The sequence below is a fragment of the Pseudoalteromonas sp. AS71 genome, from assembly GCF_038900275.1.
Classification (GTDB): Bacteria; Pseudomonadota; Gammaproteobacteria; order Enterobacterales; family Alteromonadaceae; genus Pseudoalteromonas.
The window spans coordinates 1-16,184 of sequence record NZ_JBBMQZ010000006.1 but is presented as its reverse complement, the minus strand read 5'-3'; the positions used below and the strand labels follow the sequence as shown (position 1 = coordinate 16,184).

Here is a 16,184-nt window from a genome sequence, read left to right as displayed (position 1 = left end):
TTGTTGCAGTAAAAACTATTTCACATGATTGCAACAAAAACAAACGCAACTTGCCAGCGTTATATGATAAAGCGCGGTTTATGTAGGTTTAATGCCAAACAATAGGGTCAAATTGATAGTAATTCACCAACATGCTATAAATTTCAGGATCGTATCGGCGAAGCTCTGCGGGTTTTTCGAGGAAGGTTTCGGTGAGTACAGCAAAAAACTCAGCTTCGTTAGTCGCACCATAGCTGTGAATAACATGCGGCATGCTATAAGCAACATGACTTTTTAACTGGGTGAAAGCGCGGCTAAATACTCGGCCCCACTCTTTGTAATCTGCTGAGCTTTTTAAAATGGGTGTGCCTGTGGTCTTACCTGTTTCTTGATCGAGTTGATGCGCAAACTCATGAAATACCAGGTTATGTCCATCACTTGGTAAACGATTCCCCTCAAGCACGTCATGCCAACTAAGTACAAGCGTGCCGCCTGGCCAAGACTCACCTAACCTTACCGTATTATGGTAACTCACAAGTCCTGCACTATCGCGAGTTGATTGCGGAGCGTAATAAGCACTTGGGTATAATAAAATTTCTTTTACATTTCTATATAACGGCCACGGTTTATTAAGCACTAATACACACGCATCGGCGGCAACAATTAGCTTCATTGCAGACGTTAACCTTAAGCCATCACAACCGACAAAACGTTTTTCGTTTAAAAACCACGTAATATGTCGCTCTAATTTATCTCTGTCAGCGTCGGTCATTTTTTTATAGATGGGCATGCAACGCAGTAAAATATCTTTTTGCTGCGAATTTAAAGCAAAGTCTTTATATTTACTGCGCCATAATCTATTTTGAATTGATGGCCAGCGCCAGAAAATCACCACAAAAAGAATTAAAACAACAATTAACAGTCCATTTATCATGGGTATTTCCTGAGCTAAGGTATGGTATATAAATATGTCCGGCACACATGTATTTCAAGCATATGAGGTTTGTATTTAAATATAAAGTAATTCGAATTGTATGACCTATAAACTACTTATAAATTACTTACTGCTTTGCACTACCGTTAAAATGGTGACTTTTAAGATTAAACTTTGCAAAAGGTGTCGAATGTATTCTGCAATGTGTTTATAAACTTTGCTACGTGCAAACCATCCATTAATGAATGGTGTACATCAATAGCTAAAGGCATTGTGCCGGTGTGTTTATCAAACTGACCAAATACAAATTTAGGAATACCTAAGCTCTCACCTTCACTAAATGCATGCGAAAACGCACTAAAATTCAGCCACGGCAAAACAGAAATATGAATTAAGTCTGCCTGCCCTTCCGTTTGGGCAAACGCATCAGAAAATAACGGCTGTAATTTCGCTTTTGTGCTTACATCTCTTGCATGTTCTGCAAACTCTTTAAACTCGCCCGTGCTATTAAAATAACTAAAAACAAATGTATCGTTTTCAGCAAGCTCCACCACGCTTGCGCGAACACTGTTAAGTAGCCATGGCTTACTGTCTATAATACGTAGCATTATTGAGTCGTACTCATGGCACGCTTTTAAGGTGCAATATACATACGCTTGAAAAAAAGAATATTGATTGTTTTTACAATAGTCGTACAGTGCTTGAGCATCTAAACGCACACACACGTTAAAATAAGGCTGAGAAAAGTTTTTAAATAATTCAAAGTGTTGCTTTCGAGGCCAATTATCTAAATCGATAGGCTGAATGAGAGAAGTTGAGGGAGTCATAATTTGCCGCACAAAATTAAAAATAAAGTGTACCGCTGTTCAGTAATAATTGCATTAGGCCTGTTAATCTTTCAAGATTAAATCCGCAAAGATCAACAAACCCTAACTTACTGATAAACAAAAGGTGTGCAATTGCACACCTTTATTACATTTTAGCTAAAATTCACAGACCGTTTTTAATGATCTCTTGCGCTAATTCATCAGCAATTAAATGCGTTGATTTTTGCTCTTTTTCGCTACGGGCAAAGATTTCCGTTAACGTATTAAAAATACCTTCAACATGTTTATTAGACGCTGCTGCACTGTAACCTTCTGGCGCTGTTTCGTAATAAACATTAATAATACCACCGGCGTTAATTACGTAATCTGGTGCATATAAAATGCCTTTTTCACGAATAACTTCACCATGGCGAGACTCTGCCAGCTGATTATTAGCACAGCCTGCAATAATAGTCGCTTTTAAACGCGGTATCGTTAAATCGTTAATAGTTGCGCCTAATGCACAAGGTGCATAAACATCAACATCTAAGTCGTAAATTTCGTCAATACCAACTGCTGTCGCGCCAAAATCATTAACTACGCGATCAATTGCAGCTTGGTTAATATCAGTTACAAACAGCTCAGCACCCGCATCGGCTAAATGCTTACATAAACCATAAGCAACAGCACCTAAACCTTGAACAGCCACTTTTACGCCTGCAAAATTTTGATGGCCACGTTGATGCTGTAGCGCTGCTTTAATTCCTAAAAACGTACCGTATGCTGTAAATGGCGATGGGTTACCACTTTTACCTTCAAGACCCAGTACGTAATTAGTTTCTTTATTCATAATAGCTACATCAGCACATGTGATGTTTACATCTTCTGCTGAGTAATAACTGCCATTTAATCGCTCTAATTGGCGACCAAATGCACGAAATAACTGCTCAGATTTAATTTCTTTTGCATTACCAATAATGACAGATTTACCGCCACCAAATGGTAAGCGCGCAACTGCATTTTTATAAGTCATGCCCTTTGATAAACGTAGCACGTCATAAACGGCATCTTCGTCGTTCGCATAATCCCACATTCTACATCCGCCAACTGCAGGACCTAGGTTAGTATTATGTACAGCAATAATTGCTTTTAAACCCGACTCTTCATCAGAACAAAAAACCACTTGTTCATGGTTATCAAATTCAACTCGATTAAACACAGCCACTTAAAATACTCCGAAATAGTTAACCCATGAGAGGGTATGCGCGCTGGAAATTGCCGAGACTTTATCATTTCATATTCGAGTTCGCTATACTCGCAGAAGATAAAACCAATGAAAACATCGAGCTTAAATTAAATAACCGGATTAAAACTATTGTATAGATAAAAAATTCACAAAATCGTTATTTGTAAGTTTTAAAAACTATAAACATAAGAACCACACCAATTTACGTTTACGTGAACGTAACACCACTATTGCGTGTAAAGTTTAATATACAAGTGCGACTTGGCCGCCACGTACTGCTGCCTATAGGTTTTCAGTAAAAGGTGAGCTTTTTCGTTAACTGGTCAGAGCTGTAAACTTACTAATAACTCTATTTAAAAAACAAAAAAGCGAGCACTAGGCTCGCTTTTTAAAAACATAACGTACGTTATTTTAGCTTGCTATCAAGCTCTTCAATTTTAGCTTTCCAGATTGCAGGGCCTTGTGTATGCGCATTGGCGCCTTCACTGTCTACTGCAACGGTCACTGGCATATCTTCTACTTCAAATTCATAAATAGCTTCCATACCTAAATCTTCAAAAGCAACTACGCGTGCTTTTTTAATCGCTTTAGATACTAAGTAAGCTGCGCCGCCTACAGCCATTAAATAAACAGATTTATGCTCTTTAATAGACTCAACCGTTGCAGGGCCACGTTCAGCTTTACCAATCATGCCTACAATGCCTGTTTTTTCTAGCATCATATCGGTAAATTTATCCATGCGAGTGGCTGTTGTAGGGCCAGCAGGACCAACTGCTTCATCGCGTACCGCGTCTACTGGTCCAACGTAATAAATAAATTTATTATCAAAGTCTACGCCCTCAGGTAAACCTTCACCTGAGTTGATCATATCTTGCAAACGTTTATGCGCTGCATCACGACCTGTTAAAATAGTGCCCGAAAGTAAAACGGTTTCACCCATTTTCCATTCTTGAACATCTTTTTTAGTCAGTGTATTTAAATCAACACGACGTGTGCCTTCGCCCACTTCAAATGTTACTTGTGGCCAATCTTCTAGCTTAGGTGCTTTTAAATTAGCAGGACCAGAACCGTCAAGTGTAAAATGTACATGGCGTGTTGCCGCACAATTTGGGATCATTACTACAGGTTTTGAAGCTGCATGCGTTGGTGCTGTTTTAATTTTAACATCAACAACCGTTGTTAAACCGCCTAAGCCTTGTGCGCCAATACCTAATTTATTAGCACGGTCAAAAATTTCTAAACGCAGTTTTTCTTCAGTTGTTTCTGCGCCGCGTTCCATTAGTTCATGGATGTCAACCGGATCCATTAACGACTCTTTAGCCATTACTGCCGCTTTTTCAGCCGTACCACCAATACCTATTCCTAGCATGCCTGGCGGACACCAACCAGCACCCATTGTTGGTAGTGTTTTTTCTACCCATGCAGCAACATCATCTGACGGGTTTAACATAACCATTTTACTTTTGTTTTCAGAGCCGCCGCCTTTAGCCGCAACCATTACTTCTACTTTTCCACCCGCTACTAAATCAATATGCACAACCGAAGGCGTATTATCTTTAGTATTTTTACGCGTACCAGCAGGGTCTGCAACAATAGATGCACGTAAAGGGTTATCTGGATTCAAATATGCACGACGAGTACCTTCATCAACCATTTGTTGAACGGTTAAATCTGTTTTATCCCACTTAACATCCATACCTACTTTAACAAAACAGGTAATAATACCGGTGTCTTGGCAAAGTGGACGCTTGCCTTCAGCCGACATGCGTGAGTTAATTAAAATTTGTGCAATGGCGTCTTTAGCCGCTTTACTTTGTTCTTTGTTGTACGCTTTTTCGAGCGCTTGAACAAAATCAAGTGGGTGATAGAACGAAATATATTGCAATGCATCTTCAATGCTATCAATAAAGTCTTGCTGACAAATTGTACTCATAGTGGTTCCTTAAGTTACCGTTACGCGTTGTCGCGTAATCTAAATCAAACCGGTGACGGTGGTTTGCACTGTTTTTTGCAGCTTAGTGCTGCCAAAAAATTTGACTTATGATACCCTCCCAGCCCGTTTCGAGCCAGTTCTTAAAGGGGCAGTAAATGCTAAACAATAAAAAAAATTGTATTAAATTAGGCATAACACAAAACTGCATTGACGTTTTTGCCCATTTTTCACATTTGCCTTATGCAATTCTATTAGATTCTGCAAATAGTAATCATATAAACAGCCGTTTTGATATTATTGCCATTGAGCCGCAAAGTACCCTTGAAGTAAAAAATAATAAAAGCTTTTTAAATAATATAGAAAGTAGTGATAACTGCTTTGAAATTATGAATAATGAGCTTTCGCATCTTGATAAAACAAAAGCCGGTTACGATTTACCCTTTAACGGCGGCTGGCTTGGCTACTTTGGCTACGACCTAGGCCGTACAATTGAAAACATCCCTACTCGTGCTATCGAAGACATTAATCTTCCCCAAATGGCTATTGGCCTTTACTTAGATGCCCTTATTTACGACAAGCAGCAACAAAGCTGGTTTTATGTATCGCAGCCAAGTACCGATCGATTAGCGCTTTATCAGCAATATTTAAATACACACGTTAACTCCCAAGTTAATACGCAGTCCTTTGCCCTAAACAGCGACTGGCAATCAAATATGAGCGAAACGGAGTACGCTGCAAAATTTTCTCAAATTGAGGAGTATTTAAAAAGTGGCGATTGTTACCAAATTAATTTAGCGCAGCGCTTTAACGCTCAGTTTGAAGGCTCCCCTTGGGCTGCTTATATTAAACTGCGTGAAGCAAATAAAGCACCGTTTTCAAGCTTTATAAATCACCCTCAAGGAGCTATTTTATCAATTTCTCCTGAGCGCTTTATATCTGTAAATAATAACGTTGTAGAAACCAAACCTATTAAAGGCACGCTACCGCGAAAAGCAGATGCACTAGAGGATCAACGCCAAGCGCAAATACTCGCAGCATCAGCTAAAGATCGCGCTGAAAATGTCATGATTGTTGATTTACTACGTAACGACTTAGGCAAAGTAGCAAAACCTGGCAGCGTTCACGTCCCTTCCCTTTTTGCTATTGAAAGCTTTCCGGCAGTGCATCATTTAGTAAGCACGGTAACCTCAGAACTTGATGAAGGTAAAACAGCGGTCGATCAGCTAAAAGCGGCTTTTCCGGGTGGCTCAATAACCGGTGCACCCAAAATTAGAGCGATGGAAATAATTGAAGAATTAGAGCCGCATCGCCGCAGTATTTACTGTGGTTCAATTGGTTATTTAAGTGCCTGTGGCAATATGGATACGAGTATCACTATTCGCACCTTGGTGTGCCACAAAGCGCAAATTTACTGCTGGGCGGGTGGCGGAATAGTGGCTGATTCTAAAGTCGAATTGGAATATCAAGAAACTTACGATAAAGTAAATAAAATCCTCCCTTTATTAAAACAGTAGGTCGCTTTGAATAGTGAACACATTACGGCGCGGTTTCTGTTAAGCCCTACAGCTGCGCCAAATCAGTTAAAAGACACACGTAAAAAGCGCGCTAGCGCTGTTATGCTGCCAATTATTGATATAGATAACCATGCACATATTTTACTGTGTAAACGCCCTACTTATTTACACCATCACCCTGGAGAGATTTGTTTGCCCGGAGGCAAATTTGAAGTAAGCGACATTACCCTTCGCACCACAGCACTTCGCGAACTAAAAGAAGAGCTAAATATTGCCCAAAGCAACGTTAATGTATTAGGTCACTTACCTGAGTATTCAACCTTAACGGGTTTTAGTATTAGCCCCTATGTGGGTTTACTCAAAAAAGACACCACCTGGGAAAATGACTATAATGAAGTACAAGCGAGCTTTTTGCTCTCTGTCACTGAGTTAAATAACGAAGCTAACTGGCAACCCTTACCTTTTCAACGTTCTGGGAAAACGGTTATTTTGCAAGGTTTTAAAACGCCACATGGTTTACTTTGGGGTGCGACTGCAAGCATTATAAAAAACTTTACAAAACAACTCGCCTTACCAGTTTAAATCTTCGTTATTAGTAGTTACACAATCACAATTCCACGTTATCATGCTCGACCGTTCAAAGAGCAGCTTCGTGCTGATAAAACAAAGTAGAGACACACATTATGATCAGTGCATTTGATATGTTTAGCATTGGTATTGGCCCTTCGTCATCACACACCGTTGGCCCAATGCGCGCATCACGCTTATTTGTTAATGACCTACAAGAACAACAATTATTAGCAAATGTTACCGATATTAAAGTAGAGCTTTATGGCTCTTTGGGTCAAACAGGTGTTGGCCATGGCTCGGGTAAAGCCGTAATTCTTGGTTTAGCCGGTTATGACCCTGAAACAATTGATGCCGATTTAGTCGACGATATTTTAGCAACTATCGAAAAAGATCAGGTTATTTATTTAAACCAAACACACAAAGCTAAGTTTCCAAAACAAGGTGCTATTGTTTTTCATCGTCGCAAAACGCTGCCTAAGCATTCTAATGCAATGGAAATTATTGCCTCAAACAACGGCAAAAAAGTTTACAGCAAAGTATATTACTCTATTGGCGGTGGCTTTATTGTTACTGACGAAGAGTTTGAAAACGAAAAACAGGCGGCACTCGATATAAGAGAAGAAAACCCAGCCCCCTTTCCATTTGGTAGCGCAAAAGAGCTGCTAGAGATGTGTAAAGAGTCTGGGTTTAGTGTTTCAAGCTTGATGATGAAAAACGAAAAAACACTGCGCACAGAAGATGAAGTAAAAGACACACTGTTCCATATTTGGAAAGTAATGATGGCTTGTATTGACCGTGGTATGCGCACCGAAGGTATTTTACCTGGCGGCTTAAAAGTAAAACGCCGGGCACCTAGCTTATACTTAAAACTAAATATAGAAGTAAGTAACGACCCTCTTCGTGCAATGGATTGGGTTGATTTATTTGCCCTTGCAGTTAACGAAGAAAATGCTGCTGGTGGCCGTGTAGTTACCGCACCAACTAATGGTGCTGCGGGTATTTTACCAGCTGTGCTTATGTACTATCACACATTTGTAAAAGAAGTAGACCGCGATATAGCTACCCGTTATTTATTAACGGCTGCTGCTATTGGTATTTTATATAAAAAGAATGCCTCTATATCGGGTGCTGAAGTAGGTTGCCAAGGTGAAGTGGGCGTTGCGTGCTCTATGGCTGCAGGCGCATTAACAGAAATTGTTGGTGGCAATGTTGTGCAAGTAGAAAACGCAGCAGAAATTGGTATGGAACATAATTTAGGCCTCACGTGCGACCCTGTTGGAGGCTTAGTACAAGTACCGTGTATTGAACGTAATGCAATGGGCGCGATTAAAGCAATTAATGCCTCACGTTTAGCTATTCGTGGCAGTGGCGAGCAAAAGGTATCACTTGATAAAGTGATTAAAACCATGCTTGAAACCGGCAACGACATGAAAACCAAATACAAAGAAACCGCTCGCGGTGGATTAGCAGTTAATATTATCGAATGTTAATCAGCTCGCTATAAAGAGAAAAAGCTGTCTATTTTAAAATAGACAGCTTTTTTATTGTTCGTTCAATGCAATCACCTTATTTAACGGGTAACTCTATATCTGCAAATAACTTATCTACGTCATCTTGGTTACGTAGCAAACTTGCTCTCTCTACGCGCTCTTTAGTTAAGTGCGGTGCAAAACGTTCAATAAAATCATACATATAGGTACGTAAAAAGCTGCCCTTTCTAAAACCAATTTTGGTCGTGCTTGCTTCAAATAAGTGGCTTGCATCAATACACACTAAATCGGTATCGCTCACTTGATCTATCGCCATTGACGCAACAACACCTACTCCTAGCCCTAAACGTACATATGTTTTTATAACGTCAGCATCGGTTGCTGTAAACACAATGTGTGGTTCAAGTCCGTGTGCGCTAAATGCTTTGTCTAACTCTGAGCGCCCCGTAAAACCAAATACATATGTAATAAGTGGATACTGGGCAATATCAGCCACAGTTAAACTATTTGCCTTTTTAGCGAGAGGATGGTCTTTAGCAACAACAATACTGCGGTTCCAATGGTAGCAAGGCAGCATAACTAAATCTGAATACAAATGCAGTGCTTCTGTTGCAATAGCAAAGTCGGCATCACCGCGTGCTGCAGCATCCGATATTTGCTGTGGAGTACCTTGGTGCATATGAAGCGATACCGCAGGATATTTTTTCATAAACCCTTGAATAACGTTAGGCAAAGCATAACGGGCTTGGGTATGTGTTGTGGCAATATTTAACTTACCTTGATCAGGTAGCGTATGCTCATTAGCAACGGCTTTAATACCTTCTACTTTGGAGAGTATTTCACGAGAAATATTAATTATATCTTCGCCAGCACCGGTTACATGCGTTAAATGTTTACCACTGCGACCAAAAATTTGTACACCCAACTCATCTTCTAACATGCGTACTTGTTTAGAAATTCCTGGCTGCGAGGTAAATAAACTCTCAGCAGTCGCTGAAACATTTAATTTATGATTTTGTACTTCTACGATGTATCTGAGTTGTTGTAATTTCATGGCTGCAAATTTTAACGTTATTATTCATATTATTTATAAAGGCAATACCGCTTAAAACCAAGTGTTATTTGCGTAAAATATCACTTTAGGTCTTTAGGTGTGCAATTATCTGATTAGAGCTCAAGGCTAGCATAATAAATATGCTTCAGGTAGCGATGTTTATTCAGCTTTAGTTTATAAGCCCTTAGGATGACTACGGTTTATAAAGAGCTCAACCTATCAATTTTTTGGTGTATTTTTTAAGTTAATCGGCGCAAAGCTACCCTGTTAACGTATATTTAATGTAAGATTAAATAATTAGGTTATATATCCGAGAATTACACCATGATCGTTTCTATTATAATAGTGCTTATAGTTGCATTGATTGTGATTGCACTTTGGGTAAGTGCTGTACAACAACACAAAGAAAAACAAGAAGCGGAACGCCGCAAAGAGCTAACAAAACAAAAAGCTATAATAGAAGAAACAGAAGAAGCACTAATGAATAGTGCCAATATACCTCTTTCTGAAAATATAATCCGTGTATTGCAACGCCGTATTTACGAAGCATTAAACACGATGGTTACTAGTTCGCCAACATCCAAAGCACTCAAAAGCCGCTTAAGTGAAGCGAAAACGCACTTATCTAATCCCGTTCAAGATAATAGCAGTGAAGCTTTAACGCTACCGAGTAATGACAAGCAACTTGTAGGCTTAATTCAGGGCATTAAAAAATTACGCTCAATTTTACGCTCTGAACATAATAAAGGTCGTATTGATAGCCAAGTTTTTGTTTTAGAAGATAAACGTCTTGAAAAACTACAACTGCGTATTAATATCGAAAGCCAAATAAAACGTGGCTTATCTGCCCGCTCAGCGAGTATGGTTGGCTCAGCAAGACAGTATTTTGAAAAAGCACAGGCAACGCTCAATGCAGTTACATACACCGATGAATATGTAACAACAAAACGCCAAGAAGTTGAAGGTTACTTAGAAGCAATTAGTGTTGAACTAAGAGCTTCTAATGCAAGCGCACTTAAAAAGAAAACAGAAGAAGAGCAAGACGACTTAGATATATTGTTTGCTCCGAAAAAGAAATGGTAGTGTTTTTATAAAAGCATTAAAAAGCCTGCACAAATTAAATTTGTGCAGGCTTTTTTTATTTTTCGTTAGCCATTAAGACAAAAATGCAAACTTGAAAACAAACAAGGCTGTTAATATCCAAACACTAATACTGACTTGATCTTGCTTACCACACAATACTTTAACCGCGGTGTAAGATATAAAGCCAAGCGCAATACCGTGCGCAATCGAGAACGTTAATGGTGTCATTAGCAACACAACCGTTACGGGAATTGCATCGGTCATATCATCCCAATCTACAAACTTTAAGTTTTGCAGCATCAGCACAGCGACATATAAAATGGCGCCCGCCGTTGCATATGCCGGTACCATTTGTGCAAGCGGTGCAAAAAACATCATTAGTAAAAAGCAAATACCTACAACTACAGCCGTTAAGCCAGTACGTCCGCCAACAGATACACCAGCAACCGATTCTATGTACGATGTAGTCGTAGACGTGCCTAGCATCGCACCTGCAATTGTTGCTGAGCTGTCAGCACTTAGTGCGCGCCCTAAACGAGGCATGTTACCTTTTTCATCAGCTAAACCTGCTTTTTGAGTTACAGCAACTAACGTACCCGAAGTATCAAAAAGATCGACAAACAAGAAAGCAAAAATAACACTCATCATTGATATATCAAAAGCGGCTGCAAAATCTAGCTGCATAAAAGTAGGCATTATTGATGGTGGCATAGCCATAACGCCGTGATATTCAACAAGCCCAAAACTTAGAGCAATACCAGTCACTAATAAAATACTAATAAGCACGCCACTTTTAAAGTCGCGGTATAAAAGTGCTGCAATTACAAAAAAGCTTAATATAGCCAATAACGGTCCTGGAGAAGTAATATCGCCCAACTGCACTAATGTTGCCGGGCTTGAGACAATAATGCCTGCATTTTTAAGGGCAATTAATGCTAAAAAAGCACCTATACCCGTTGCGATTGCTCGCTTGAGCACCAGAGGTATGGCATTAATAATCCACTCTCTGACTTTAAATAAGCTTAAAAACAAAAATATACAACCCGACATAAATACAGCCCCTAACGCGGCTTGCCAGGTATAGCCCATCCCTAATACGACACCATAAGTAAAAAAGGCATTTAGCCCCATACCCGGCGCTAATGCTAATGGATAATTAGCCCATAAACCCATTATGAAACAGCCTATCGCAGCTGCTATACATGTCGCTACAAATGCAGCCCCTTGATCCATCCCTGCCTCTGCGAGCATAGCCGGGTTTACAAATACAATGTATACCATAGTTATAAAGGTAGTTAGGCCAGCAACGCATTCGCGTTTAACTGTTGAATTATTTTCGCTCAGTTTAAATAAGGCTTCGAACATAATAAACTTGTGATAGTAAAAAGTGGCGAGATTTTAACATAAAAATTATCTTTTACAGGACATTTTACCTTGCTATATACTAAACTGTTAAAGTAGTTAAAATAATAAATGAACCAATATGCTTAAAACAACACCTTGTGAGCAAGACTTAGAGCAACAGCTAGATAATATTTTAGGTTTTGTTACTCAACCCGAAAATACCTCTGTGCCCGTAGATAATAAAAAAGATGAACAAAGTACGTTAAATAAAGCCCTATATTATTTAAAAAATAATCAAGCTCCATTGGCTGCAAAATGGATGCGCCTTGCTGCAATGGCAGGAAACCATAGAGCACAGTTTTATTTAGGTTTATTTTTTGTGAAAGGTGAAGGCGTACCACAAAGTGTATTTCATGCTGTAGCTTGGTTAAGCCTAGCAAGTAGCCAAGGGTACGCACCTGCCACTGCAGCAGTTACAGATATACGCAAACATATCGAAACTAAGCGATTTAAAGATGCTCAATGTTACGCAGCAAGTTTGTACGAACAAATCCACCAACTTCAGTTTTCTCATATGATCCCTCGCACGAGTGAAAACACATAGGCTAACTATGGAAAAAGTACTGTATACAGTGTTTTAAAGTACTGTATATGGTTGTAGTAATAGTCTTATACAGTATAAAAACCAGTAATGAAGACACGACTAAAAAATTTATTTTTAGAATCCCCTTTCAAAAACAACTCCATAACAAGCTGATTAATAAAGAATTATAAATTAAAAAATAAAAACAATGATCAAAAGCTGAATAACTGTACAAATAAATAGCATAAAATGCTTGCACGAAAGCACTGTATAAACTACTGTATATGGATACTGTATAAAAACCCAGTGAGTGAAATTATGTTACAGCCTATTACCGTAAGAACAGTTAAAAGTTACCAACAAGATGAGCAAAGCGATTGCGTGAATTTGATTCAAATTGAAGATGAGATTTCAGCGACCTTTGAGCTTTTAAAAGTATTACATCAGTACAATAGTTCTAATGCTTGGACGTTACTAATTGCTCCAGACCATGTACCGAGTAAAGCTTTACTTGATTCATGCTCAATTGATACAAGTAAACTCTTAGTAATTAGGCAAAAACACCTAGTAAATTTAGAGTATGTATTAAATTCTGCATTACATAACGGAAATTTTGCAGCGGTAATTACCTGGACCGATATAGTTAATAACCAATTACTTACTAATCTATCGTTCGATTTGAGTAAAACGAATACAAAACTATACTGTTTTACTAAAAATGCTCAAACAACAGAGATACCACTCGCCCAACAAGCTTGTTAAACTAATGTTTTAGACTCTGTATTATTATTATGACCTCACTCAATACCACATTATGTTTTTGCAGCAGTGGGCACGATTATGCCAATTGCTGCGAGCCGCTTCACTTATCTGTTAAGCAAGCTGACACTCCCGAGCAGCTTATGCGCTCACGATTTAGTGCTTATGTTTTTAAAAATGCAAAATATGTTTATCAGACCTACGCTGAAGAAAAACAAGCTGAAAACCCTGTTAAAGAAATCAATGATTTTGCTAACAGTTGTCGATTTATAAATCTTGATGTAATTAGTTCAAGCTATGATGAAGACATTGGCAATGTAGAATTTAAAGCCCAATATTTTTATCAAAACTTATTTTGTGAACTTCACGAAAAGTCGCAGTTTATTAAAGAAGATTCCAAGTGGCGTTATTTAGATGGCACTATATACCCAGTTGAAGATATTAAAGTGGGCAGAAATGATGATTGCCCGTGCGGTAGCACTAAAAAGTATAAAAAATGTCATAGTGTGTAATAATTTTACTTGATCATTTATTACCTACAAAGTGTTTTTAAGCATCACGAGCTTTATTAACTAGCTCAGCTTAAAAGCACACTTTGTTGCGCCCTTGCATTTTTGACTCATACATTTTTTCGTCTGCGATCTGCAACGTATTTTTATTACTTTCGTAAGGTTGTAACGTTGAACCGCCAATACTAATGGTAACAAGCCCGTACTCTGAATATTTATGAAGGATTTTTAAGTCGATTATATTCTTTTTGATTTTATCGGCAACACAAATTGCACCTTCAGTGCTTGTATGAGGTAAAACAACTACAAACTCTTCGCCGCCATAACGCGCTACAAAATCTGTTGGCCTTTGTAAACTATTAGTAATAGTTTGTGCAACAATATTTAAAACTATATCACCTTGCACATGACCATAAAGATCGTTGTATTGCTTAAAGTAATCTATATCGATGAGTAAGAGCGCATAGTCGACTTTTTCTCGTAAAGCACTTCGCTCCATTTTACTAAAGTGTGCATCAAAATAACGCCGATTAAACACTTTAGTTAAATCATCTAAAAATACTTTTTGGTTCAATAAGTCGTGCTGTAATTTCAATGTTATATGTGCACGAACTCGCCTAAATAATGTTTCTGTATTAATTGGCTTTTTAATAAAATCAACAGCTCCAGCTTCCCAGCACTCCCTTTCTTCGTTTTCAAAGGATGTAACAAAAATGACGGGGATATCTTGTGTTTCAGTATTATTTTTTAATTTTAAGCACGTTTCAATACCGCTCATTCCACCCATATTAATATCAAGTAGAATTATATCGGGTACATCTGCATTACAAATTTCAATTGCCTCCTCACCACTTCCAGCTGTTGCTACATTAAAATGCTCAGACAAGATTTTTTTTAATACAATTAAGCTTAATAACTGATCATCAACTACAAGCACTTTAGATTTCTTCAAGCTTAATATTAATTGATGGTCAGAGTAATTTATCGGCATGATACAACTATTTTGTTTTATTAATTAAATACACCCTATAGCACTACGTTTTGTTATGCAAATGTTAATAAAGTGCTTACTACTTAATTACCAATAAGAATTAGTCCATCGGAAACTTTTAAAGTATAAAAACAAAAAATGAGCCACTTGGGCTCATTTTAAAACTTCGAACACTTAATTAAATTAAATGTTATTCGTCATCATCTAAATCTAACTGTTGACGTTGAGCAGGTCGAGCTAAAATCTCTACATAGAAAGAGGTCAAACCTTGCTTTTCAATCTCGCCAATTTGGTTACTTAATTCAGCAACGTGCACAACTTGCGCATCTTCAGCTGTGTTACCAAACTTACAGTCAAATGCCCAATAGTCAGCATCTTCAGGTAGCGTTTTATTACGCTCTCTTTTCAAATATTTTTTCACTTCGTGCTTTGCAGCATCAACCATACGAGGGTATTTGATTTTCTCGTGATTTAGCGTGAATGTTTTCTTCATTACGTTCCTAATTACCTTGGTTTAATGATAATGGCATTTCATGTCATACCATTTGACGCCATTATAGCAATTGCATTTAATTTTTGGATGCTTTTTTTTTCATTAAATCAATTATTAGCAAATATATAAAGCAGACCCGTTATAAAGCATATATTAACTGATGATTATTACAATCATATATCACACCGCAATAAGCTGAAGTGGTTGATGTATCGCATCATTATTAAGGCTGTCGTAAAAAGCAGCTGCATCTATAGGAGGATTAGCTAGTTGTGTTTGCTCGCTTTTAATTCTTCTTCTGACAGCAAGCTCACAGTTATCTATTATATTAAGTGGAATATGCTTATCATCATTTCTAATAGCAAGTGGTTCAGGGCTTAAGCATTGTCTTAGCTTAATACTTGTCATACCACAGCGCTCTCCTTCTTTAGATATTAGTGAAGCATTAAATTGTCCAACCAACATATTATATTCATCAGGGGCTAAAAGTTGCTTTGGACCTGCGCCAAATTGCTTTCTTAACGCCTCTTCTTCTATAACTAAATTATCTATTTCAGTTTTTGGTAAATGAAATTGACTAAAGTCGAGTGCGTCATGTGACAGCATCGCTAATAATAGTGCAAATTCGCCACGGCGATTTTCATGCACACTATTATTGAGTCTACTGTTTAACTGACTCTCTGTGATTAACAAATCATCTATTTGCATAGTCTTTAGCCGATTGTGGTAACTGATAGATATTTATCGGCTTTATTTCAATTTTCTTTAGCTTTTTTCTTTACTTAAATACGCAATTTGCTATTATCAGCGCCGTTGCATTGGAGGGGTTCCCGAGCGGCCAAAGGGATCAGACTGTAAATCTGACGGCTCAGCCTTCGCTGGTTCGAATCCAGCTC

16 protein-coding genes are annotated in these 16,184 nt (G+C 38.2%); 7 read left to right on the top strand and 9 right to left on the bottom strand.

Annotation, left to right across the window (positions count from 1 at the left end; all coding sequences use genetic code 11):
• Nucleotides 1–88 precede the first annotated feature (88 nt).
• From WNY98_RS05870 to WNY98_RS05855, 4 genes are all read right to left on the bottom strand, one after another.
• A complete protein-coding gene (locus WNY98_RS05870; protein WP_076924099.1) occupies nucleotides 89–913 on the bottom strand; it encodes a M90 family metallopeptidase in 825 nt (274 codons plus the stop codon).
• 167 nt (nucleotides 914–1,080) lie between these two features.
• A complete protein-coding gene (locus WNY98_RS05865) occupies nucleotides 1,081–1,719 on the bottom strand; it encodes a chloramphenicol acetyltransferase (protein WP_342877461.1) in 639 nt (212 codons plus the stop codon).
• 184 nt (nucleotides 1,720–1,903) lie between these two features.
• Nucleotides 1,904–2,944 (bottom strand): Glu/Leu/Phe/Val dehydrogenase, encoded by a 1,041-nt coding sequence (locus WNY98_RS05860; RefSeq protein ID WP_024590806.1) that lies wholly within the window; start codon nucleotides 2,942–2,944, stop codon nucleotides 1,904–1,906.
• Nucleotides 2,945–3,371: 427 nt separating this feature from the next.
• A complete protein-coding gene (locus tag WNY98_RS05855; protein ID WP_007375888.1) occupies nucleotides 3,372–4,898 on the bottom strand; it encodes a fumarate hydratase in 1,527 nt (508 codons plus the stop codon).
• A gap of 155 nt (nucleotides 4,899–5,053) precedes the next feature.
• Between WNY98_RS05855 and pabB the strand changes: the two genes are divergently transcribed.
• The 3 genes from pabB (at nucleotide 5,054) to WNY98_RS05840 (ending at nucleotide 8,472) form a co-directional block, all read left to right on the top strand.
• Nucleotides 5,054–6,412 carry an aminodeoxychorismate synthase component I gene (pabB, locus tag WNY98_RS05850; protein ID WP_197185969.1) on the top strand — a complete coding sequence of 453 codons (1,359 nt, stop codon included), beginning with the start codon at nucleotides 5,054–5,056 and terminating at the stop codon, nucleotides 6,410–6,412.
• A 6-nt stretch (nucleotides 6,413–6,418) separates the two neighbouring features.
• Nucleotides 6,419–6,994, top strand: coding sequence for a CoA pyrophosphatase (locus WNY98_RS05845; RefSeq protein WP_076924093.1), 576 nt, complete (start codon nucleotides 6,419–6,421; stop codon nucleotides 6,992–6,994).
• Between the two features lie 101 nt (nucleotides 6,995–7,095).
• The gene (locus WNY98_RS05840) at nucleotides 7,096–8,472 is read left to right on the top strand and encodes an L-serine ammonia-lyase (protein WP_342875026.1); all 1,377 of its coding nucleotides are present in this window, start codon (nucleotides 7,096–7,098) and stop codon (nucleotides 8,470–8,472) included.
• Between the two features lie 76 nt (nucleotides 8,473–8,548).
• On the opposite strand, the gene cysB is transcribed toward WNY98_RS05840, so the two are convergent.
• Complete coding sequence (cysB, locus tag WNY98_RS05835) at nucleotides 8,549–9,526, bottom strand: HTH-type transcriptional regulator CysB (RefSeq protein WP_002961670.1); 978 nt, start codon at nucleotides 9,524–9,526, stop codon at nucleotides 8,549–8,551.
• A gap of 324 nt (nucleotides 9,527–9,850) precedes the next feature.
• Here cysB and WNY98_RS05830 point away from each other — a divergent pair, with 324 nt between their 5' ends.
• A complete protein-coding gene (locus WNY98_RS05830; RefSeq protein ID WP_182715834.1) occupies nucleotides 9,851–10,609 on the top strand; it encodes a hypothetical protein in 759 nt (252 codons plus the stop codon).
• Between the two features lie 72 nt (nucleotides 10,610–10,681).
• Here the strand turns inward: WNY98_RS05830 and WNY98_RS05825 are convergent, their stop codons facing one another.
• Nucleotides 10,682–11,974 carry an NCS2 family permease gene (locus tag WNY98_RS05825; protein ID WP_342877366.1) on the bottom strand — a complete coding sequence of 431 codons (1,293 nt, stop codon included), beginning with the start codon at nucleotides 11,972–11,974 and terminating at the stop codon, nucleotides 10,682–10,684.
• A 118-nt stretch (nucleotides 11,975–12,092) separates the two neighbouring features.
• On the opposite strand from WNY98_RS05825, the gene WNY98_RS05820 reads away from it, so the two are divergent.
• The 3 genes from WNY98_RS05820 (at nucleotide 12,093) to WNY98_RS05810 (ending at nucleotide 13,807) form a co-directional block, all read left to right on the top strand.
• Nucleotides 12,093–12,557, top strand: coding sequence for an SEL1-like repeat protein (locus WNY98_RS05820; protein ID WP_007583707.1), 465 nt, complete (start codon nucleotides 12,093–12,095; stop codon nucleotides 12,555–12,557).
• Nucleotides 12,558–12,854: 297 nt separating this feature from the next.
• Nucleotides 12,855–13,298: a SulA-like leucine-rich domain-containing protein gene (locus tag WNY98_RS05815; RefSeq protein ID WP_342877365.1), complete on the top strand. Its 444-nt coding sequence runs from the start codon at nucleotides 12,855–12,857 to the stop codon at nucleotides 13,296–13,298.
• Between the two features lie 29 nt (nucleotides 13,299–13,327).
• Entirely contained in the window at nucleotides 13,328–13,807 is a 480-nt protein-coding gene (locus WNY98_RS05810) for a YchJ family protein (protein ID WP_342877364.1), read from the top strand.
• Nucleotides 13,808–13,877: 70 nt separating this feature from the next.
• Here WNY98_RS05810 and WNY98_RS05805 read toward each other — a convergent pair whose 3' ends face one another.
• From WNY98_RS05805 to WNY98_RS05795, 3 genes are all read right to left on the bottom strand, one after another.
• Nucleotides 13,878–14,795 carry a diguanylate cyclase gene (locus tag WNY98_RS05805; RefSeq protein WP_342877363.1) on the bottom strand — a complete coding sequence of 306 codons (918 nt, stop codon included), beginning with the start codon at nucleotides 14,793–14,795 and terminating at the stop codon, nucleotides 13,878–13,880.
• A 190-nt stretch (nucleotides 14,796–14,985) separates the two neighbouring features.
• Nucleotides 14,986–15,288: a DUF6172 family protein gene (locus WNY98_RS05800; RefSeq protein WP_002961433.1), complete on the bottom strand. Its 303-nt coding sequence runs from the start codon at nucleotides 15,286–15,288 to the stop codon at nucleotides 14,986–14,988.
• 180 nt (nucleotides 15,289–15,468) lie between these two features.
• Nucleotides 15,469–15,996: a VC2046/SO_2500 family protein gene (locus WNY98_RS05795; protein WP_342877362.1), complete on the bottom strand. Its 528-nt coding sequence runs from the start codon at nucleotides 15,994–15,996 to the stop codon at nucleotides 15,469–15,471.
• Nucleotides 15,997–16,184: the final 188 nt, after the last annotated feature.

What these genes read in the sequence shown, in the direction of transcription:
- WNY98_RS05870 (WP_076924099.1), bottom strand. Translation starts at nt 913, where the DNA reads ATGATAAATGGACTGTTAATTGTTGTTTTAATTCTTTTTGTGGTGATT.
- WNY98_RS05855 (WP_007375888.1), bottom strand. Translation starts at nt 4,898, where the DNA reads ATGAGTACAATTTGTCAGCAAGACTTTATTGATAGCATTGAAGATGCA.
- pabB (WP_197185969.1), top strand. Translation starts at nt 5,054, where the DNA reads ATGCTAAACAATAAAAAAAATTGTATTAAATTAGGCATAACACAAAAC.
- WNY98_RS05840 (WP_342875026.1), top strand. Translation starts at nt 7,096, where the DNA reads ATGATCAGTGCATTTGATATGTTTAGCATTGGTATTGGCCCTTCGTCA.
- cysB (WP_002961670.1), bottom strand. Translation starts at nt 9,526, where the DNA reads ATGAAATTACAACAACTCAGATACATCGTAGAAGTACAAAATCATAAA.
- WNY98_RS05830 (WP_182715834.1), top strand. Translation starts at nt 9,851, where the DNA reads ATGATCGTTTCTATTATAATAGTGCTTATAGTTGCATTGATTGTGATT.
- WNY98_RS05825 (WP_342877366.1), bottom strand. Translation starts at nt 11,974, where the DNA reads ATGTTCGAAGCCTTATTTAAACTGAGCGAAAATAATTCAACAGTTAAA.
- WNY98_RS05820 (WP_007583707.1), top strand. Translation starts at nt 12,093, where the DNA reads ATGCTTAAAACAACACCTTGTGAGCAAGACTTAGAGCAACAGCTAGAT.
- WNY98_RS05815 (WP_342877365.1), top strand. Translation starts at nt 12,855, where the DNA reads ATGTTACAGCCTATTACCGTAAGAACAGTTAAAAGTTACCAACAAGAT.
- WNY98_RS05810 (WP_342877364.1), top strand. Translation starts at nt 13,328, where the DNA reads ATGACCTCACTCAATACCACATTATGTTTTTGCAGCAGTGGGCACGAT.
- WNY98_RS05805 (WP_342877363.1), bottom strand. Translation starts at nt 14,795, where the DNA reads ATGCCGATAAATTACTCTGACCATCAATTAATATTAAGCTTGAAGAAA.
- WNY98_RS05800 (WP_002961433.1), bottom strand. Translation starts at nt 15,288, where the DNA reads ATGAAGAAAACATTCACGCTAAATCACGAGAAAATCAAATACCCTCGT.
- WNY98_RS05795 (WP_342877362.1), bottom strand. Translation starts at nt 15,996, where the DNA reads ATGCAAATAGATGATTTGTTAATCACAGAGAGTCAGTTAAACAGTAGA.